The organism is Nocardioides eburneus (assembly GCF_040838215.1).
GTDB classification, from domain to species: domain Bacteria; phylum Actinomycetota; class Actinomycetes; order Propionibacteriales; family Nocardioidaceae; genus Nocardioides; species Nocardioides eburneus.
Genome location: NZ_JBFPJR010000005.1, coordinates 24014 through 41812 on the forward strand (window position 1 = coordinate 24014; position 17799 = coordinate 41812).

Sequence of the window (17799 nt, forward strand, 5' to 3'; positions counted from 1 at the left end):
CCGGGCTCAGCTCGGACCGGGGTTGAGGATCGCGGCGGCAGCCTTCACGCCCTCGTCGGTCCCGACGACGATGACCCGGTCGTCGGCGTGGAAGGTGAACTCCGGCGTCGGTGACGGGGTCACGTCGTCGCCGCGGACGACCGCGACGATGGAGGAGCCGGTCTTGGAGCGGATGCCGGCGTCGCCCATGGTGCGGCCGACGTAGGGCGAGTCCTCGCCGAGCGGGATCCCGGTCGTGGCGAGGCCGTCGACCTGCTCCCGCAGACGGTTGAGCCGCTCGATCACCCGCGGCGCGCCGAGCAGCTCGGCGAGCACGGTCGCCTCCTCGACGTCCAGGTCGACGGAGACCTCGACGGCGTCGGGGTCCTTGGCGCCGTAGACGATCAGCTGACGACCGCCGGTCTTGAGCGAGACGACGCCGATCCGCCGTCCGTTGACGCATTCGAAGTCATGACGCAGCCCGACACCGGGCAGCTTGACCTCTTCGACCTCCATGGCCGGATCACCTCCGCGAACTCACCGGGGACCCTACCCGGTCGTCCTCGGCCGTTGCTCAACCCCGCGAGACGGGGCCGGGATCACTCCCGGGATCACTCCTGCGGACAGGCGGTGCGGTGGGTGTAGTCGGAGGTGAGGCGGTAGGTGCCCTCGGCCGGGGCGCGGAGGACCGTCCAGCCGCTCCGGGCGGAGTCCTCGGCGTGGTCGGTGGTGTCGTCCGCCGGCGGCGGCTGCTGCTCCAGCAGGCAGCCGTGGACGTTGTCTGCCGACGTCTCCGGGCTCGGGAACGGCTCGCCGAGGGCGTCGACGAGGACCATGTGGCGGGAGTACTTCTCCTTGATGACGTAGCGGCCCGGCTTCGGCACCGAGAAGACGATCCCGGCCTCGTCCCAGCTGCTGACGGTCGCGCCGCCCGAGACCGTCGGCGTCGCGTCGACGACGCGGTAGACCCGCCAGTTGGGGTCCTTCCAGGCCAGTCGCAGGTAGGGCAGACCTGCCTTGATGAGGGCGGTCTCGGTCAGGGAGCCGTTGTCGGGGCGGCCGGGTGGGACCACGACGTACGACACCGCCCAGGCGTGCAGCCAGGAGCGGTACTCCGCGGCGGTGAGCGGGTCCTGCTGGTCGTAGAAGCGGGCGTTGTACTGCACGTCGACCTGGCGGGTCCACCCGCGGGCGAGGACGAACTGGGAGAGGGCGGAGACCTCGCGGTGGCTGGCGCTCGGGACGACCTCGATGCGGCTCTCGCCCGCGCCGAGGGAGCGCAGCTTGGCGACGACCGCGGCCGTGTCGACGTCCCAGGCCGGCGCCGGGGAGGTGTGGACCAGGTCCTTCGCGGCCGTGGCCACCTGCCAGGCGCCGGAGGCGACCAGGGCCAGGGCCGCGAGGAGCGTCACCGGCACCCGGACCAGGCGTCCGCCGAGGCGGACCCGCGCCGGCAGCGGGCTCCGTGCCCGCCCGGAGACGAGCACGGCGGTCAGGACGACGCCGCCGAAGACGAGCCCGAGACGGGTGACGTTGGTGCCGATCGGCGTGTGGACGAGCCAGGAGAAGAGCACGGCGACGACGTACACCGCACAGGCGACGCGGACGAGCCGCCACGGCGCCGGCGCGGTGAGCGCCAGGAGGACCGCCATCAGGCACGGGAGGATCGCCGACGACCAGTGCATGGGCTGCACGCCGTCGAGGGGGAAGAACAGCTTGGAGAGCAGGACGACGAGGACCGGGGGGATGCCGAGGGCGTACGCCGCCGCCCGCCGCCTCGCCAGCCAGAGCGCCGCCGCGACGAGGCCGAGGAAGAGGCCGTCGACGGGGCTGCCGAACGTCGCCAGCAGGGAGAGCAGGGCGACGACCGAGCCCCGGACCCAGCGTGGCCGGCCGGGCCCGTGCCACCGGTCCGGCCAGGCCACGACGGCGGCGAGCGCGCCGAGGCCGAACGCCATCCCGAGGACGAACGTGGTGCGCCCCGAGATCGAGTTCCCGAGCAGGGCGACCGCACCCACCAGCGCCGGCAGCAACGGGTGCCCCAGGCCGCGCACCCGGGTGAGGAGGAACGCGATCAGGGCGGCGGAGACGGTGGCGGCGAGCATCATCGTCGTCCGCACGCCGAGCCCGGCCATGATGTAGGGCGACATCACGCTGTAGCTGACCGAGTGGACGCCGCCGTACCAGGCGAAGTTGTAGGCCTTGCCCGGGTTGCGTCGGGCGAAGTCGGCCCACGCGTCCTGGGCCGCGATGTCGCCGCCGCTGTTGGCGAGCGCGACCCACCACACCAGCTGGAGCACAGCGGCCACCACCGCTGTGGTGACGATCGGGTGCCGCTCGGCGGCACGGACGATGTCGGACCAGCGGCGCCTGAGCGCGGCGGCCGGCTCCGTGGTCGACATCGGGGTCACCGGATCGTCACATCACTGTGAGGCGCGCACACGACCGCGGCGAACGGCGAGGAGGCTCCGCGGATAGACGGTGAGGTGACCGAGCGTGACCGCGAGGACGGCGAGCACGACGCCGGCGACGACGTCGGAGAAGAAGTGCCAGCCGAAGTAGATCGTCGCGGCCATGACGAGGACGAGGTAGACCGCGAGGACCGCCGTGAGCACCCGCTTGCCGTAGTAGCGGGCGAGCAGCAGGAGCATGCACGTGAGGCCGACGTGGAGGCTGGCGAACGCCGAGATGCTGACGAAGGTCGTCGGGTCGGCGGGGTTCGCCAGGAACGCCTGCCGCTGCTCCAGATAGGTGCCGACATGATCGGTGATGAAGGTGTGCGGCAGCCCGGCGAAGTCCTGCGGCGCGGTGAAGGCCGGACCCAGGCTCGGGATCGCGTAGTAGCTGATCGTGCCGAGGATCCACGCCCACATCCCCGCGGTGAGCGTCACCAGGCCGCGCCGGGTGCGGGTGATGAAGGCCGGAGCCAGCACGATCGACAACGAGACGATGTTGGCGAAGATCTCGTAGACGTGGGCGAGCACCATCGTGACCTCGTGGCTCTGCCCGATCAGCTCGTGGAGCCGGACCGCCGGGCTCTGGCCGAGGAAGAGCCACCGGTCGAAGGACTCCAGGCCGTGGTCGCGCGGGGTGTTGAAGGCGTCCCAGCTCTTCATGTTGCGGTAGCTGAGGTAGACCGCGTGGTAGGCGACGATGCCGGCGAGGAGCAGCGCCAGGCGGCGTACGTCCCAACGGGTGGCGAACTGGGCGCTCAGCTCGGCGACGGACCAGCCGGCACGCACCGTGCGGACGAGCACGTCGACAACCGCGAGCACGAGGAAGAGCAGGATCGCGGCGGCCACCTTGTTGCGGAACAGCCGCCCGCCCGGGTCGCGCAGGCCGACGCCCACGTGGGCGCTCCACAGCAGCGTGACGACGCCGAAGGCGACGACGACCACCCACATGGACACCGCACTGGTCAGCCAGGGCCGGCGCGACGCCTCCCGGGAGGCCTCCTGCCCGGAGGGCAGGGGCCCGGCGGTTTCGGTCTCGAGCTGTACGGCACCCACGCCCGGCATCGTACGGCGGGCGGCCTGACGGACCGCATCGACGGCGCCGTCACACGGTTGTTGCCGAACCTTCACACGACGCGCCGAAGAAAAGATGGAAGGGGGGATTCCCCAGCGCGCCGGAGTTGCTAGTGTCCTGTTTGCAACAGATGCAAGTTCCAAGTGGTTTTGACGCCCGCGGAGTTTGTGAGCCAACGGCGTTTCTGCTCTGTGCCCGGTCCCTCCGGGGGACACCACAGGTCGGAGCGACGTGTCACCGCATCTGATGTGTGGCCGTCGAACCTGGCGGCTTCTCGCCCCGACTAAGGAGTAACAGAGCAATGGCTCAGGGCACCGTGAAGTGGTTCAACGCTGAGAAGGGCTTCGGCTTCATCGCGCAGGAGGACGGCGGCGACGACGTCTTCGTGCACTACTCGGCGATTCAGACGCAGGGCTACAAGTCCCTCGACGAGAACCAGAAGGTCGAGTTCGACGTCACCCAGGGCCCGAAGGGCCCCCAGGCGGAGAACGTCCGACCCCTCTGATCCACCGGTCGCGACGCGACTGACATCAGACATCAGGCGAGGCCCCACCCCGGCGGGTGGGGCCTCGTCCTGTTCCCGGACGGGCTCGGGGTTCACGCCGTTCTCAGGGTCCTGTGCCACGATTTCCCTGCACCGACCACGTAGTCGTGGGCGGACCGCCACGGAGTCCGCCGGAGCGGCCACGGATCTCCTCGTCGAAGACGCGACGGGGAGCCGCCCGACGGAGGATGATGGGCACGACCGGCAGGCGCCGGTCGTTGGAGCTTGTAGCCACTGCGGTGAGCGGGGAGACGAGGGAGGGAGCGCGATGGCTGACCAGTTCGACGTCACGCTCGAGGACCCGGAGCTGCTCCAGGAGGTCGAGCTGACGACCAACCTCATCATCGCGGCGAGCGAGACCGACGACCACCTCTCGGTCGAGGAGATCGACCGCATCCTCGGCGTCACGCCGAGCCCGCGCGAGGACTGACGCCGACCGAGCCGGTACGACGCTTGGCGGGCCGTCAGCAGGTCGCGAACAGCAGCGGCCCGGTGCTGAGGTCGGAGAGCACGGAGGACCCCGCGACCGGGTGCAGCGCCATGGTGACCACGTCACCGTCGGCGGCGACCTTGCCGAGCTTGAACCGGTCCGCGAACGTGCCGTACTGCCCGGGCGCGGGCCCGGAGGCGAGCCTCGAGCGTGAGTCCGCGTTGGCGACGGCCTGGTCGTGGTTCTCGAACGACATCGCCACGCGTACGCCGCCGGCCGGCTCGCGTGCCATGGCGAACCCGTCCACGGGGTTGACCTTGCCGGCCTTCGCGACCAGCTGGGCGGCGGTCGCCTGGTCGTCGGCGTCGGCCTGGGTCATGGCGAGCGCCGTGCAGGCGTAGTCGCCGGTGTAGACGGCGGCCGCGACCGGCTCGTCGGAGGCGTCCACGACCTGCTGCACGCCGTCCGGCAGCGCGTCGTCGTCGAGGTGGTCGACCGCCTGCTGGAGGTAGGCGGTGGCGTCACTGGTGAGGACCAGATGCTGGTCGGGCACGAACGCGACGTGGGTGATGACGGGCGTCGTCTCGTCGTCGGACCCCCCGGCCGACGGCATGGTGACCGAGCTGCCGTCCCACACGTCGCTGCCCTTGCCGGGCGGGTCGAAGCCGAGCTCGGTGAGGTCGTCCTCGAGGTCCTGGACGTCGAGGGAGTCCGGGAGTCGGCCGATCACGACGGCGCCCGAGGTCGACTCGCTGAACATCTCCCACTCCAGCGTCGCCGGCGACCAGCCGAACGACTGCTGCAACAGCGCGGCGGAGTCGGTCAGCGCCGACATCGGGGTGAGGTCCTGGTCATAGCTCTTCGACAGGAACGTCGACACCTGTGCCGGGGTGGAGTCGGCGTCGAGGTGGGCACCCACCTGGCGTCGTACGGCGGACCAGTCGGTCCAGGTGTAGCGCGCCGCGTCACCGGGGGAGAGCGCCATCGCCTCGGCGAACGGCGTACGGTCGTCGCGGAGCAGCCGAATCCCCACGAGTGTCGCCGCAAGGAGCAGCACCACGGCCGCCACGACCAGCACGATCACCCGTCTCGACACGTGTGACAACCTAACCGCATGCCCACGAACCCTCGCGCACGCGTCCAGGCCGCGGGTGCCGTGGTCTTCCGCCCCGGCCGCGAGGTGCTGCTCGTCCACCGGCCGAAGTACGACGACTGGTCGTTCCCCAAGGGCAAGCTCGACCGAGGGGAGCCGACGACGGTCGCGGCCGTGCGCGAGGTGGAGGAGGAGACCGGGCTGCAGGTCCGGCTCGGGCGGCCGCTGCGTGGCCAGCGCTACCCGGTCCGCGGTGGCGAGAAGGTTGTCCACTACTGGGCGGCGCGGGTCGCCGACGGCGCCTCCGACGACGTCGCGTCCTACCCCGTCAACGACGAGATCGACCGGGTCGCCTGGGTGCCTGTGGACGAGGCGGCCACGAGGCTGACCTATCCGCGCGACCGCGACACGCTCGCCGAGGCGGTCAAGGTCCGGAAGGCGACCGTCCCGTTCGTCGTCCTGCGGCACGGCGAGGCCCGCGCCCGGTCGGGCTGGCGCGGTGACGACCGGCTCCGGCCGCTGCTCGTCGCCGGCCGCCGGCAGGCGGTCACCGCGGCCGGCATCCTCGCGGCGTACGACGTGGCCCGGGTCGTCACCTCGCCGAGCACGCGCTGCATGCAGACCGTGGCGCCGTACGCCGGCGACGCGGACGTCCCGGTCGAGGAGCTCGCCGCACTGAGCGAGGAGGAGGCGGAGAAGGGCGCGGTCGCCGCGCTCAGCGGTGACCTTCTCGGCGCGCTGCCCGACCGCGGCCCGACCGTCGTGTGCACCCACCGGCCGGTGCTGCCGTGGATCTTCGAGGCCCTGGGGGTGCACGACCCGCGGCTGGAGAAGGGCGAGCTGATGGTCCTTCACGTCCGCCACGGCGCGGTCGTCGCCACCGAGCGCCACCTGCCGCACTGACCCGCGAACGCTCCCAGACAGCCTTCAGAGCGCCCGTCGACGCGCCCTCGGACGCCGTCCGTGGGCGCGTTCACCTGCCGTCCGCCGTCGCGCAGCCACGCCTTCGATCAAGGTGCATGCCGGGTTCACCCCTCGTTCACCGATCGCGGCGTATCCGTCCACCTGCCCTCCCTAACTTCACGGCGACAACTCTGAATCAGCATCAGGAGACTTGCGTGAACACCACCTCCCTCCGCCGGGCGATCGTCCCCGGTGTCGCCGCCCTCGCCCTGGCCGCCTCGCTCGCCGCCTGTGGCTCGAGCGACGACACCGTCAGCGCGTCCGGTGACTCTTCGAGCACCGCATCCACCGGCGGTGCCGCCTCGGGTCTGAGCGGCAAGGTCGCCGCTGGTGGTTCCTCGGCGCAGGAGACCGCCCAGGAGTCCTGGCGCTCCGGCTTCGGCGCCACCAACCCCGACGTCACCATCAGCTATGACGCCGTCGGCTCGGGTGACGGTCGCGCCAACTTCATCTCCGGCGCCTACGCGTTCGCCGGCTCCGACTCGGCGATGTCCGAGGACGAGCTGGCCCAGGCCAAGTCGAAGTGCGGCGGCGACGTCATCGAGGTTCCGGCCTTCATCTCGCCGATCGACGTCTTCTACAACCTGCCGGGCGTCAAGGACCTCCAGCTCTCTCCGGCGACCGTGGCCGGCATCTTCACCGGCAAGATCACGACCTGGAACGACAAGGCCATCGCCGCGGACAACCCGAGCGTGAAGCTGCCCTCGACCAAGATCACCCCGGTCCACCGCTCCGACTCCTCGGGCACGACCGACAACTTCACCGACTGGCTCAACAAGACCGCGCCGAAGGTGTGGACCTGGGAGCACAGCTCCGACTGGCCGACCCAGGTCAAGGGCGGCGAGTCCGCCGAGAAGACCTCGGGCGTCACCGACACCGTCAGCGGCACCGAGGGCATGATCGGCTACGCCGACGACAGCGGCGTCCACGGCCTCAAGGGCGTCGGCGTCGCCAAGATCAAGGTCGGCGACAGCTACGTCGCGCCGAGCGCCGACGGTGCCGCGGCCGGCCTGGCCGCCTCCAAGACCGTGAGCGGTGCGCCCGCCACGGTCCTCGCCTACGACATCAACCGGACGACGACCGACCCGTCGACGTACCCGGTCTTCATGGCGTCGTACCTCATCGCCTGCCCGACCTACGACGACCAGGCCACCGCCGACATCGTCAAGGGCTTCCTCACCTACGCGGTGTCGGAGCAGGGCCAGAAGGCCGCCGCGGCGAACGCCTTCTCGGCGCCGCTTCCGGCCGACATCTCGGCGAAGGCGACCCAGGCGATCTCCACGATCTCCTGACCAGCCTGACCGTCGCGGCGGCGGGGCCGGACTCCGGCCCCGCCGCCCAGCCCGTGTGAAACCTGGAGTTCCCCACCTGTGAGCACCCACACCGCGGAGCCTCCCGCCGAGGCTCCGGCGCCACCGCGCCGACGCCGGTTCGGACTCGGCGACCGAGTCTTCTCCGGCCTGGCACTGTTGGCCGGCATCACCATCATGGTCGCGCTCGCGGCCGTCTTCGTCTTCCTCGCGGTCCGCGGCAGCGCCGGCCTCCACGCCGACAGCTCGCTCTACCCGGCGGCCGGCAACTTCGTCGCGTACGCCGCCAAGCTGCTCTTCGGCACCGTCTGGGCCGCCGTCGTGGCGATGGTCTTCGCCGTCCCGTTCTCGATCGGCCTGGCCCTCTTCGTCTCGCACTACGCGCCCCGCTGGCTCGCGACGCCGGTCGCCTACGTGATCGACCTGCTCGCCGCCGTACCCTCGGTCATCTTCGGCCTGTGGGGTCTGCGCACGCTGGCGAACGCCATGAAGCCCGTCGAGGGCTGGCTCAACGCCCACCTCGGCTTCATCCCGCTCTTCTCCGACCCGCTCTCGACCTCGGGCCGCTCGGTGCTCGTCGCGGGTCTGGTGCTCGCGGTCATGATCATCCCGATCACGACGGCGATCTGCCGCGAGGTGTTCGCCCAGACGCCGCGCCTCAACGAGGAGGCCGCGCTGGCGCTGGGCGCGACCCGCTGGGAGATGATCCGCTACGCGGTCTTCCCCTACGCCCGCTCCGGCGTCATCGCCGGGGTCATGCTCGGCCTCGGCCGCGCTCTCGGCGAGACCATGGCGGTCACGTTCGTGCTCGGCGCCGAGGACCCGCTGGTGACCGTCAAGCTCCTCACCTCGCCGAGCCCGCCGACGATCGCGTCCAACATCGCGCAGCGCTTCCAGGGGGAGAACACCGGTCAGCAGGTCGTCCTGCTCGCGACCGGCCTCGTGCTGTTCGTCTTCACCTTCGCGGTGAACTTCATCGCGCGCTGGGTCGTCGCCCGGCAGGAGAGGAAGCTGGCATGAGCACCCCATTCAAATGCTCACTTCGTTCTTCCCAGGAGATCGGCACCGTGAATGGGGACCCCGCATGACGACGCAGGGCTACGGCACGATCGAGCCCGAGCTCGACGAGCTCTCGATCAGCTCCTTCTCCCACGTCCGGCTGCCGCGCTTCGCGCCGCTGCTGGTCCTCCTCGGGGCGCTCGCGCTCTCCGGGCTGCTCGCGCTCCTGCTGGGCTGGGGCCCGGTCGCCATCCCGGTCGTCGCCGTCATCCTCACGATCATCGCCCTGCCGCTGTGGTCGGCGGTCGTCGAGAACCGCCGCGCGGCCGTCGACCGGCTCGTGACGTGCCTGGTGTGGACCGCGCTCGCGATCACCCTCGTCCCGCTTGTCTGGGTGCTGGAGAAGACGATCGCCGAGGGCATCCCCGCCATCTCGTGGCACTTCCTGACCAACGACATGCGGCAGGGGCTCGACCCGGTCACCTTCAAGATGGTCGCCGGCGGCGGGCTCAAGCACGCGCTCCTCGGCACGCTGCTCGTCACGCTCGGCGCGGTCGTCATCTCGGTGCCGATCGGGCTCATGACGGCGATCTACCTCGTGGAGTATGCCCGCGGCAGCTGGATCGGGCGGACCATCACCATCCTCGTCGACGTGATGACCGGCATCCCGTCGATCGTCGCCGGCCTCTTCGCCGTCGCGCTCTTCTCGACCATCACGGGCAACCCCGGGATCCGCTTCGGCCTGATGGGGTCGATCGCCCTGTCGCTGCTGATGATCCCGACCGTCGTCCGCGGCGCCGAGGAGATGATGCGGCTGGTCCCGAGTGACCTCCGGGAGGCGGCGTACGCCCTCGGGGTGCCGAAGTGGCGCACCATCCTCAAGGTGGTGCTGCCGACGGCCTTCGGCGGCATCGTGACCGGCGTCGTGCTGGCCATCAGCCGCGTGGTCGGCGAGACGGCGCCGCTGCTGGTCGCCGTCGGGACGGTCGACTACGTCAACGGCAACCTCTTCAGCGGCCGGATGATGACGCTGCCGGTCTACATCATGCAGGAGTACAACGGCACGGTCGACGACCGGAAGTTCGCCTGGGGCGCGGCGCTGATCCTCATCGCGATCGTCATGATCCTCAACCTCGTCGCCCGCATCATCGGCAAGATCTTCGCCCCCCAGACTGGGCGCTAAGGGAGTACACGAACCAATGGCAAAGAGCATCGACGTCAGCGACGTCAACATCTACTACGGCGACTTCAAGGCCGTCGAGGACGTCTCGATGACGATCAAGGCCAAGTCGGTCACGGCCTTCATCGGCCCGTCCGGCTGCGGCAAGTCGACGTTCCTGCGGACGCTCAACCGCATGCACGAGGTGATCCCGGGCGCCCGGGTCGAGGGCAAGATCGTCGTCGACGGCCAGTCCCTCTATGACCCGGCCGTCGACCCGGTGGAGGTCCGCCGCCGCATCGGCATGGTCTTCCAGCGACCCAACCCCTTCCCGACGATGTCGATCTATGACAACGTCCTCGCGGGCAACCGGCTGAACTCCAAGCGGATCTCCAGGTCCGAGGCCGACGCGATCGTGGAGCGCTCGCTCCGCGGCGCCAACCTCTGGAACGAGGTCAAGGACCGGCTCGGCAAGCCCGGCATGGGCCTCTCCGGCGGCCAGCAGCAGCGCCTCTGCATCGCGCGCGCTATCGCCGTCGAGCCCGAGGTGCTGCTGATGGACGAGCCGTGCTCCGCGCTCGACCCGATCTCGACGGCGGCGATCGAGGACCTCATCCACGAGCTGAAGTCCGACTACACGATCGTCATCGTCACCCACAACATGCAGCAGGCCGCCCGCGTCTCCGACGACACCGGCTTCTTCAACCTCAAGGCCGCCGGCAAGCCGGGGCACCTGGTGGAGTTCAACCCCACCAAGCAGATGTTCACCAACCCCGACAACGCCGACACCGAGGCCTACATCTCCGGTCGCTTCGGCTGAGTCGGCCCAGGCCTCGCGGGAGGCCGCCATAGCGATAGTCCGGGACGTTCGGGTCGGTTACCCACCGGTAGACCGACGCGAACGTCCCGGACTATCTGCGTCTCGGGCCGGTGCCGCTCAGACCTGGAAGATGAGCCGCAGGATCCAGTACATGATCGCGGCGGCGAGACCGGCCGCGGGGAAGGTCAGGACCCAGGCGGCGACGATGTTGCCGGCGACGCCCCAGCGGACCGCGGAGAAGCGCTTGGTGGCGCCCGCGCCCATGATCGCCGAGGTGATCGTGTGGGTGGTCGAGATGGGGGCGTGCCAGACGAACGCGGTGGTGTAGAGCACGGCCGCGCCGACCGCCTCGGCGGAGAAGCCGCGGGCCGGGTCGAGGTGGATGATGCGGCGGCCCAGGGTGCGCATGATCCGCCAGCCGCCGGAGTAGGTGCCGAGCGAGATCGCGGAGGCCGCGCAGACGATGACCCAGAGCGGGAGGCCGGCGTCGGCATCGGCGTGGCCGGAGGCGACCAGCGCCAGGAAGATCACGCCCATCGTCTTCTGGGCGTCCTGCAGCCCGTGGCCGAGCGCCAGTGCGGCGGCGGAGAGGGTCTGCATGAGGCGGAAGCCGCGATAGACCTTGTGCGGGTTCTTCCGGCGGAAGATCCACATGATCGACAGCATCACCACGAACGCCAGCGCGAACCCGACGATCGGCGAGGCCACCATCGGGACGATCACCTTGTCGAGGATGGTCGACCAGTGCACGACGGCGTACGCCGATCCCGAGGCCAGCGCGGCCCCGACGAGCGCACCGATGAGCGCGTGCGAGGAGGAGGACGGCAGGCCGAAATACCACGTGATGAGGTTCCACACGATCGCGCCGGCCAGCGAGGCCAGGATGATCACGAGGGCGTGCTTGGCGTCGGCCTTCTCGAGGTCGAGGACCTCACTGACCGTGTGGGCGACCTCCTGGCCGAGGAGTGCCCCGACGAAGTTCATGACCGCCGCGAGGGTGAGCGCGATGCGCGGGGTGAGCGCCTGGGTCGAGACGGAGGTGGCGATGGCGTTCGCCGCGTCGTGGAACCCGTTGGTGAAGTCGAAGACGAGGGCGACGACGACCACCGCGATGACGATCGCGAGAACCACGGGTCAGGATTCCTTGACCGCGAGCTGCTCGACGATGTTGGCGACCTTCTCGAAGCCGTCGATCGCGTCCTCGAGCGACTCGACGATGTCCTTGAGCTTGAGGACCTCCATCGCCTTGAACTCGCCGGAGAAGAGCTTGGCGAGGATCCGGCGGTGGTTCTTGTCGCCCTGGTTCTCGAGACGGTTGATCTCGATCCAGTATTCCTCGAGCTCCTTCATCGACTGCAGCTTCGGCATCGCCGCGGCGGTGAGTTCCGCACAGCGCTGGAGGACGTCGACCTGCTCGGAGAGCTCGGGCGGCAGGACCTTGACCTCGTAGACCAGGATCTGGTCGACGACCTCGTCCATCGAGTCCATGATGTCGTCGAGCCCCGAACCGAGCGCGTAGATGTCCTCGCGGTCGAACGGCGTGACGAAGGTGGAGTTGACCTTCTTCACGATCGAATGGGTGGTCTCGTCGGCGGCGTGCTCGGCCTCACGCATCCGGGCGGCCACGTTGTCGTGGTCGGCGGTGTCGCTGAGCATCTCCGCGAGGAGGGCCACCCCCCTGACGAGGTGCCCGGCCGACTCGGTGAAGAGGTCGTAGAACGAAGTGTCGACCGGACGGAAGCGCAAACGCACGGAGAACTCCTGGCGTGTAGTGGCAGAACGTTTCACATGCTAGGGGAGGGCGAACCCTCCGACACAAGCGCCGCCCGCGGATCGGGGGTGTGCGGCCCCGACCAGCGGGCGGTCGTCAGCCCGTCGTACGCCGCTGGCGGCGCTGCCGCTCGATGAGCCGCTCCTGCAGGTGGACCGGGCCGTGGTTGCGCACCCAGTCGCCGTCCGACCCCAGCACCCAGGCGTCGGTGTCGGGCTGGAAGGCGAGGGTGAGGAAGTCGTCGATCTCCTGGACGAGGTCCTCGGTGGGCAGGCGGACCAGCGCCTCGACGCGCCGGTCGAGGTTGCGGTGCATCATGTCGGCCGAGCCGATCCATGCGACCGGTCGCTCGCCGGCGACGGCGCCGCCGCCGTTCTCGAACCAGAAGATCCGGGAGTGCTCGAGGAACCGGCCGAGGACCGAGCGGACCTCGATGGTCTCCGAGAGGCCCGGCACGCCCGGCCGCAGCGCGCAGATCCCGCGCACGAGCAGCTGCACGGGCACGCCCGCCTGGGAGGCGAGGTAGAGCGCGTCGATGATCGCCTCGTCGACGACCGAGTTGGCCTTGATCCGGATCCGTGCGGGTCGCCCGGCGAGGTGGTGGGCGATCTCGGCGTGGATCTGGTCGATGAGCCCGGAGCGGACGTTGTCCGGGGCGACGAGGAGCTGTTCGTACGTCGCCTGCCGGCTCCACCCGGAGAGGTTGTTGAACAGGTGGGCGACGTCCTCGCCGATGGTCTCGTTGGTGGTGATCAGGCCGAGGTCCTCATAGAGCCGGGAGGTCTTGGGGTTGTAGTTGCCGGTCCCGATGTGGGTGTAGCGCCGGATCCCGTCGGGCTCGTCGCGCACGACGAGGGCCAGCTTGCAGTGCGTCTTGAGCCCGACGAGGCCGTAGACGACGTGGCAGCCGGCCTGCTCCAGCTTGCGGGCCCAGCGGATGTTGGCCTGCTCGTCGAAGCGGGCCTTGATCTCGACCAGCACCAGCACCTGCTTGCCGGCCTCGGCGGCGTCGATGAGCGCGTCGATGATCGGGCTGTCGCCCGACGTACGGTAGAGCGTCTGCTTGATCGCCAGGACGTGCGGGTCGGCGGCGGCCTGCTCGATGAAGCGCTGGACGCTGGTCGCGAACGAGTCGTAGGGGTGGTGCAGGAGTACGTCGTCGCGCCGCGCCGCCTTGAAGACGTCGACCGGCGCGGCCGACTCGACCGGCGCCAGCTTGCGGTGGGTGGTCGGCACGAACGCGCGATATTTCAGCTCCGCGCGGTCGAGGTCGGCGATCCCGTGGAGGCCGCGCAGGTCGAGCGGGCCGGGCAGCCGGAAGACCTCGTGGTCGGAGATGCCGAGCTCGGAGACGAGCAGCTCGAGGACCGAGGCCGAGATCGACTCCTCGACCTCGAGCCTCACCGGCGGGCCGAACCGGCGCCGCAGGAGCTCCTTCTCGAGCGCGGTGAGGAGGTTCTCGGCGTCGTCCTCCTCGACCTCGAGATCCTCGTTGCGGGTGACGCGGAAGGTGTGGACCTCGAGGATCTCCATGCCCGGGAAGAGCTTGGAGAGGCGCTCGCGCATGACCTCCTCGAGCGGCACGAAGCGGTCGTTGCCGAGCGGCACGAACCGGTTGAAGATCGGCGGGACCTTCACCCGTGCGAAGTGCTCCTTCCGCGTCCTCGGGTCGCGGATCAGGACCGCGAGATTGAGCGAGAGCCCGGAGATGTAAGGGAACGGGTGGGCCGGGTCGACCGCCAGCGGGGTGAGGACCGGGAAGACGCGTTCCTTGAAGAGCTTCTTGCAGTGCTTGACCTCGTCGTCGCTGAGGTCCTCCCAGTGGAGCAGCTCGATGCCCTGCTCCCGCAGCGCGGGGACGACGTCGTCGGCGAAGACGCGCGCGTGCCGCTCGGAGAGCTCGCGGGTGCAGCGCCAGATCTGCTCCAGCACCTCGCGCGGCATCAGCCCCGAGGCCGCGCGGACGGCGACACCGGCCGCGATCCGGCGCTTGAGGCCCGCGACCCGGACCATGAAGAACTCGTCGAGGTTGGAGGTGAAGATCGCGAGGAACCGGACCCGCTCCAGCAGCGGCAGCGACTCGTCCTCGGCCAGCTCGAGCACCCGCTGGTTGAACTTCAGCCAGGACAGCTCACGGTCGAGGAAGCGGTCCTCGAACTTCTCGACCTCGGCGAGCGCCTCGTGGTCGGGGAAGTACTCCGGCTCGACGTCGAACGGCTGGTCGGGGACGGCGGTCATGCTGGCGGTCGGGGCCTGCGGCGTGTCAAGGCTCATGCAGCCGCCTCCGTCAGGGGAACGACAGAATACGGACGCGGCCGCATGAGATTGTGGATGGTCGCTCGCTGACGCTCGCTCATGCGGCCCCCTCCGTCAGGAGAACGACAGAGTACGGACGGGGCCGCCTGAGATTGTCGATGGTCGCTCGCTGACGCTCGCTCATGCAGCCAGTGTGGCACCGGTGGGTGAACGGAAGGTGTCGTGCGACGTGGCGCCCGCAGGAGCCGCGGTTCGGCGGCTCAGAAGCCGTGGCCGCCGCCGGACCGGTGCGACGAGCGGTGGGAGGAGCCGCCGCCGAACGACCGCCGCGACGAGCTGCTCCAGCTCCGGCCGCCCCCGGACGATCCCCAGCCGCCACGGCTGCCGCCATCGCCGCTCGAGGGCTCCCAGACGAACTGGAAGATCGGCTCGTGGGCAGGTGAGGCGGAGCGACCGAAGCTGACCGGCGCGGCCGGCGTACGTCGATCGCGCTCGACTCGGCGGTCGGGGAAGATCTCGTGTCGCCAGTAGCCGTTGAGGTAGGGCCGCGAGTAGCGCCCGGCGTCCCAGTAGAACCGCACGCCGCCGGCGTACGGGAGGGTGCGGATCTCGGGTGTCTGCTGGTGGTCGAGCCGCTCGCGGCAGTCGGCACAGACCGGCACGGACATCTCGCGGCCGGTCTCGGGGGTGAAGGGGCGGCGGTCGATGCTGGGGCCGTGGCGCGGGTCGAAGAAGCACGGCGGAGTGCGCCCCGGGGCCGGGAGGCCCGCCTCCAGCGCGGCGATGACGGTGAGCTGGTAGCGCGCCTCGCCCAGCCGCTCGGTGACCTCCTCGGCCTCCTCGGGCGTGTCCATTCGGGACGGCTTGTCGAGCCGCTGCCGGGCCTCCTCGACCAGGTCGAGGACCCGCGTCGTCGCCGTCGCGACGGGCGCGTGGGGGTCGCCGGCGTACGGCGGCAGCGACCCGACCTTCTGCTCCAGCTCGATCACCTCCTCGGTGAGGGTGGGCCGGAGCGCCTCGGCGACCTCCTTGTCGGCCGTGATCCGCCGGCGGCGGCGCAGCCACCACCGGAGCCCGATGACGAGGCCGATGACGACGAGGATCGCGCCGACCACGAGACCGATGATCGGCCACGGACTGTGGTGGACGTGGCCGGCGCCGTCGAGGAAGGCGCTCAGGATGGCGTCGTACGCCGGCGCGCAGCAGTCGAGCGCGTGGTCAGCGGCGCCGCCGACGTCGTACGTCGGACCATCCTCGGCCCACTGGTCGGCCCAGAAGCCGCGGCCCTGGGCCTGGCTGGATGCGTCGACCAGCACGGCGTACGTGCCGTCGGCGCCGACCCGGTCATAGATCAGCCCGTCGACGTCGGCGGGGTCGTAGACGAGCCGCGCCGCGACGTAGGAGGAGACGTAGGAGGAGTACGCGTCCTCGTCGGACGCAGCGGGGTCGGCGAGCTTCGACGCCGGGATCACCGCGATCCGGACCGGGCCGTCGGTCTTCTTCGCCCGCGCGTCGAGCGCCGCGATCGTGGCCGCGTCGAGGTCGCCGTGGCGCACGCTGGGGTCGACCCAGAGCCCCGGCCGGGCGAGGTGGGCGGCGACCTGGTCGAGGTAGTTGTCGGCCGCCGTCCGGTCCGCGGAGGTCGAGATGGAGGGGCTGGAGTCGTCGTAGGACCCACCGGAGCCGCTGCTGCCGGACGCCTGGGCGGAGATCCAGATGATGACGCCGACGATCACGGCGAGCCAGGGGAGGACCTTCGCGAGGTTGATCTTCATCGGGACGCCTCTCGGGTGGGCTGACCGGTGATGCGGTCATAGCAGGACTGGCAGACGGGGATGGCACGGACGACGCCGCCGGGCGGCGCCCAGGACACGTCGGCGACGGAGGTGCCGTGGGCGGGGTCGAGGAAGCACGGCACCCGGCGCGAGGGCGGCGGGTCGCCGGCGAGGGTGGCGCGGGCGGTGGCGAGCTGCCAGCGGGCGTACTCCGCCACCTGGTCGATCCGCCGCAGCTCCTCCTCGGGAGCCGCCTCGGGGAGTGCGTCGACGCGGCGGCCGGCGTCGGCGTATGCGTCGAGCGCGGCGCGCACATGCTCGGCCACGCGCGGGTCGCTGGTCGGCAGGTCGGCCGCGTCGAGCTCCTCGCCGAGCCGGGTGACGTCCTCGCGGGCGAGGGCCGTGCGCTCCTGCGGTGTGTCGGTCTCGTCGCGGAAGGTCTGGTAGGAGGGCGCGTACGACGCCGGCCCGGCCCACACCTCGCCGGACGCCCGCCGCCGCGGGCGACGACGGACGAACGCCACGACCCATGCCGCGGCGGCGGCGAGCGCGGCGACCACGACGAGGACGAGCAGGACGACCAGCCAGGCCGGGAGGCCGTCCCCGCCCGCGTCCTGCTGACTGCCGGGCGCGCCCAGGCGGGTGAGGACAGCGTCCAGGATCTGGTACTGCTGCCCGAGGGTGTGGCGACCGACCTCGTCGGCCATGATCGCGCCGACCTGCTCGTCGCCCGACCGGATCGGGTCGTAGGAGCCGGCGTAGGTCCCGACGCCGGAGAAGCTCACCAGGAAGACGCCGGCGCCGCCGGTCCGTGCGTGCCAGGCGTCCGCGAGCCGGTCGGTGAACGCCATCGCCTGCTGCGGCGTGTGGCCGGCACCGAGCGCGAGCGCCGGCAGCACCGCCACGTGCACGTCGTCGCGCCAGCCCTCGATGCGGCTCGCGAGCGCGTCGGCCTGGGCCGGTGTCACCGCGCCCGAGGCCGGGCTGAGGTAGACCGGGCCCTCCTGCCAGGCGGCCACCGTCGCGTCCAGTTCGGAGGAGTCGGTCGGAGCGGCGTACGACGTCGTCGCGCTCCCGAGCGCGAGCAGGAGCGCCAGGGGTGCCAGGAGAGTCAGGAATGCCAGGCGTGGCACGGACGGCGGGACGGCGAGGATGCGGCGCACGGAGCCGTC

Annotated in this window: 16 protein-coding genes; 7 read left to right on the forward strand and 9 right to left on the reverse strand. The window is 70.6% G+C overall.

What is annotated here, in order from left to right; genetic code table 11:
* Positions 1–6: 6 nt before the first annotated feature.
* The 3 genes from AB3X52_RS03895 to AB3X52_RS03905 all read right to left on the reverse strand — a co-directional run bounded on the left by AB3X52_RS03895 (position 7) and on the right by AB3X52_RS03905 (position 3488).
* A complete protein-coding gene (locus tag AB3X52_RS03895) occupies positions 7–495 on the reverse strand; it encodes a cation:proton antiporter regulatory subunit (RefSeq protein ID WP_367991486.1) in 489 nt (162 codons plus the stop codon).
* 95 nt (positions 496–590) lie between these two features.
* Positions 591–2381 (reverse strand): DUF8823 domain-containing protein, encoded by a 1791-nt coding sequence (locus AB3X52_RS03900; protein WP_367991488.1) that lies wholly within the window; start codon positions 2379–2381, stop codon positions 591–593.
* A gap of 21 nt (positions 2382–2402) precedes the next feature.
* Complete coding sequence (locus AB3X52_RS03905; RefSeq protein ID WP_367991490.1) at positions 2403–3488, reverse strand: phosphatase PAP2 family protein; 1086 nt, start codon at positions 3486–3488, stop codon at positions 2403–2405.
* Between the two features lie 320 nt (positions 3489–3808).
* Between AB3X52_RS03905 and AB3X52_RS03910 the strand changes: the two genes are divergently transcribed.
* A complete protein-coding gene (locus tag AB3X52_RS03910; protein WP_134720686.1) occupies positions 3809–4012 on the forward strand; it encodes a cold-shock protein in 204 nt (67 codons plus the stop codon).
* A 307-nt stretch (positions 4013–4319) separates the two neighbouring features.
* Entirely contained in the window at positions 4320–4481 is a 162-nt protein-coding gene (locus AB3X52_RS03915; protein WP_367991492.1) for a hypothetical protein, read from the forward strand.
* 34 nt (positions 4482–4515) lie between these two features.
* Here the strand turns inward: AB3X52_RS03915 and AB3X52_RS03920 are convergent, their stop codons facing one another.
* On the reverse strand, positions 4516–5577 hold the full coding sequence (locus AB3X52_RS03920; RefSeq protein ID WP_367991494.1) for a hypothetical protein: 1062 nt from the start codon (positions 5575–5577) through the stop codon (positions 4516–4518).
* An 18-nt stretch (positions 5578–5595) separates the two neighbouring features.
* Between AB3X52_RS03920 and AB3X52_RS03925 the strand changes: the two genes are divergently transcribed.
* The 5 genes from AB3X52_RS03925 to pstB all read left to right on the forward strand — a co-directional run bounded on the left by AB3X52_RS03925 (position 5596) and on the right by pstB (position 10825).
* Complete coding sequence (locus AB3X52_RS03925; RefSeq protein ID WP_367991496.1) at positions 5596–6477, forward strand: NUDIX hydrolase; 882 nt, start codon at positions 5596–5598, stop codon at positions 6475–6477.
* A 215-nt stretch (positions 6478–6692) separates the two neighbouring features.
* Positions 6693–7829: a phosphate ABC transporter substrate-binding protein PstS gene (gene pstS / locus AB3X52_RS03930; RefSeq protein ID WP_367991498.1), complete on the forward strand. Its 1137-nt coding sequence runs from the start codon at positions 6693–6695 to the stop codon at positions 7827–7829.
* 78 nt (positions 7830–7907) lie between these two features.
* Positions 7908–8867: a phosphate ABC transporter permease subunit PstC gene (gene pstC, locus AB3X52_RS03935; protein WP_367991500.1), complete on the forward strand. Its 960-nt coding sequence runs from the start codon at positions 7908–7910 to the stop codon at positions 8865–8867.
* Between the two features lie 64 nt (positions 8868–8931).
* Complete coding sequence (gene pstA, locus AB3X52_RS03940; RefSeq protein ID WP_367991501.1) at positions 8932–10029, forward strand: phosphate ABC transporter permease PstA; 1098 nt, start codon at positions 8932–8934, stop codon at positions 10027–10029.
* Positions 10030–10045: 16 nt separating this feature from the next.
* Positions 10046–10825 (forward strand): phosphate ABC transporter ATP-binding protein PstB, encoded by a 780-nt coding sequence (pstB, locus tag AB3X52_RS03945; RefSeq protein ID WP_367991503.1) that lies wholly within the window; start codon positions 10046–10048, stop codon positions 10823–10825.
* Between the two features lie 117 nt (positions 10826–10942).
* On the opposite strand, the gene AB3X52_RS03950 is transcribed toward pstB, so the two are convergent.
* The 5 genes from AB3X52_RS03950 to AB3X52_RS03970 all read right to left on the reverse strand — a co-directional run bounded on the left by AB3X52_RS03950 (position 10943) and on the right by AB3X52_RS03970 (position 17790).
* Positions 10943–11956 carry an inorganic phosphate transporter gene (locus tag AB3X52_RS03950; RefSeq protein WP_367991504.1) on the reverse strand — a complete coding sequence of 338 codons (1014 nt, stop codon included), beginning with the start codon at positions 11954–11956 and terminating at the stop codon, positions 10943–10945.
* A gap of 3 nt (positions 11957–11959) precedes the next feature.
* Entirely contained in the window at positions 11960–12577 is a 618-nt protein-coding gene (locus AB3X52_RS03955) for a DUF47 domain-containing protein (protein ID WP_367991506.1), read from the reverse strand.
* Positions 12578–12692: 115 nt separating this feature from the next.
* Positions 12693–14870, reverse strand: coding sequence for an RNA degradosome polyphosphate kinase (locus AB3X52_RS03960; protein WP_367991508.1), 2178 nt, complete (start codon positions 14868–14870; stop codon positions 12693–12695).
* 242 nt (positions 14871–15112) lie between these two features.
* The gene (locus tag AB3X52_RS03965; RefSeq protein WP_367991510.1) at positions 15113–16627 is read right to left on the reverse strand and encodes a hypothetical protein; all 1515 of its coding nucleotides are present in this window, start codon (positions 16625–16627) and stop codon (positions 15113–15115) included.
* Positions 16624–17790: a hypothetical protein gene (locus AB3X52_RS03970; RefSeq protein ID WP_367991512.1), complete on the reverse strand. Its 1167-nt coding sequence runs from the start codon at positions 17788–17790 to the stop codon at positions 16624–16626. The genes AB3X52_RS03965 and AB3X52_RS03970 overlap by 4 nt, the downstream gene beginning before the upstream one ends.
* Positions 17791–17799 lie beyond the last annotated feature (9 nt).

What these genes read in the sequence shown, in the direction of transcription:
- AB3X52_RS03895 (WP_367991486.1), bottom strand. Translation starts at nt 495, where the DNA reads ATGGAGGTCGAAGAGGTCAAGCTGCCCGGTGTCGGGCTGCGTCATGAC.
- AB3X52_RS03900 (WP_367991488.1), bottom strand. Translation starts at nt 2,381, where the DNA reads ATGTCGACCACGGAGCCGGCCGCCGCGCTCAGGCGCCGCTGGTCCGAC.
- AB3X52_RS03910 (WP_134720686.1), top strand. Translation starts at nt 3,809, where the DNA reads ATGGCTCAGGGCACCGTGAAGTGGTTCAACGCTGAGAAGGGCTTCGGC.
- AB3X52_RS03915 (WP_367991492.1), top strand. Translation starts at nt 4,320, where the DNA reads ATGGCTGACCAGTTCGACGTCACGCTCGAGGACCCGGAGCTGCTCCAG.
- AB3X52_RS03925 (WP_367991496.1), top strand. Translation starts at nt 5,596, where the DNA reads ATGCCCACGAACCCTCGCGCACGCGTCCAGGCCGCGGGTGCCGTGGTC.
- pstA (WP_367991501.1), top strand. Translation starts at nt 8,932, where the DNA reads ATGACGACGCAGGGCTACGGCACGATCGAGCCCGAGCTCGACGAGCTC.
- pstB (WP_367991503.1), top strand. Translation starts at nt 10,046, where the DNA reads ATGGCAAAGAGCATCGACGTCAGCGACGTCAACATCTACTACGGCGAC.
- AB3X52_RS03960 (WP_367991508.1), bottom strand. Translation starts at nt 14,870, where the DNA reads ATGAGCCTTGACACGCCGCAGGCCCCGACCGCCAGCATGACCGCCGTC.
- AB3X52_RS03965 (WP_367991510.1), bottom strand. Translation starts at nt 16,627, where the DNA reads ATGAAGATCAACCTCGCGAAGGTCCTCCCCTGGCTCGCCGTGATCGTC.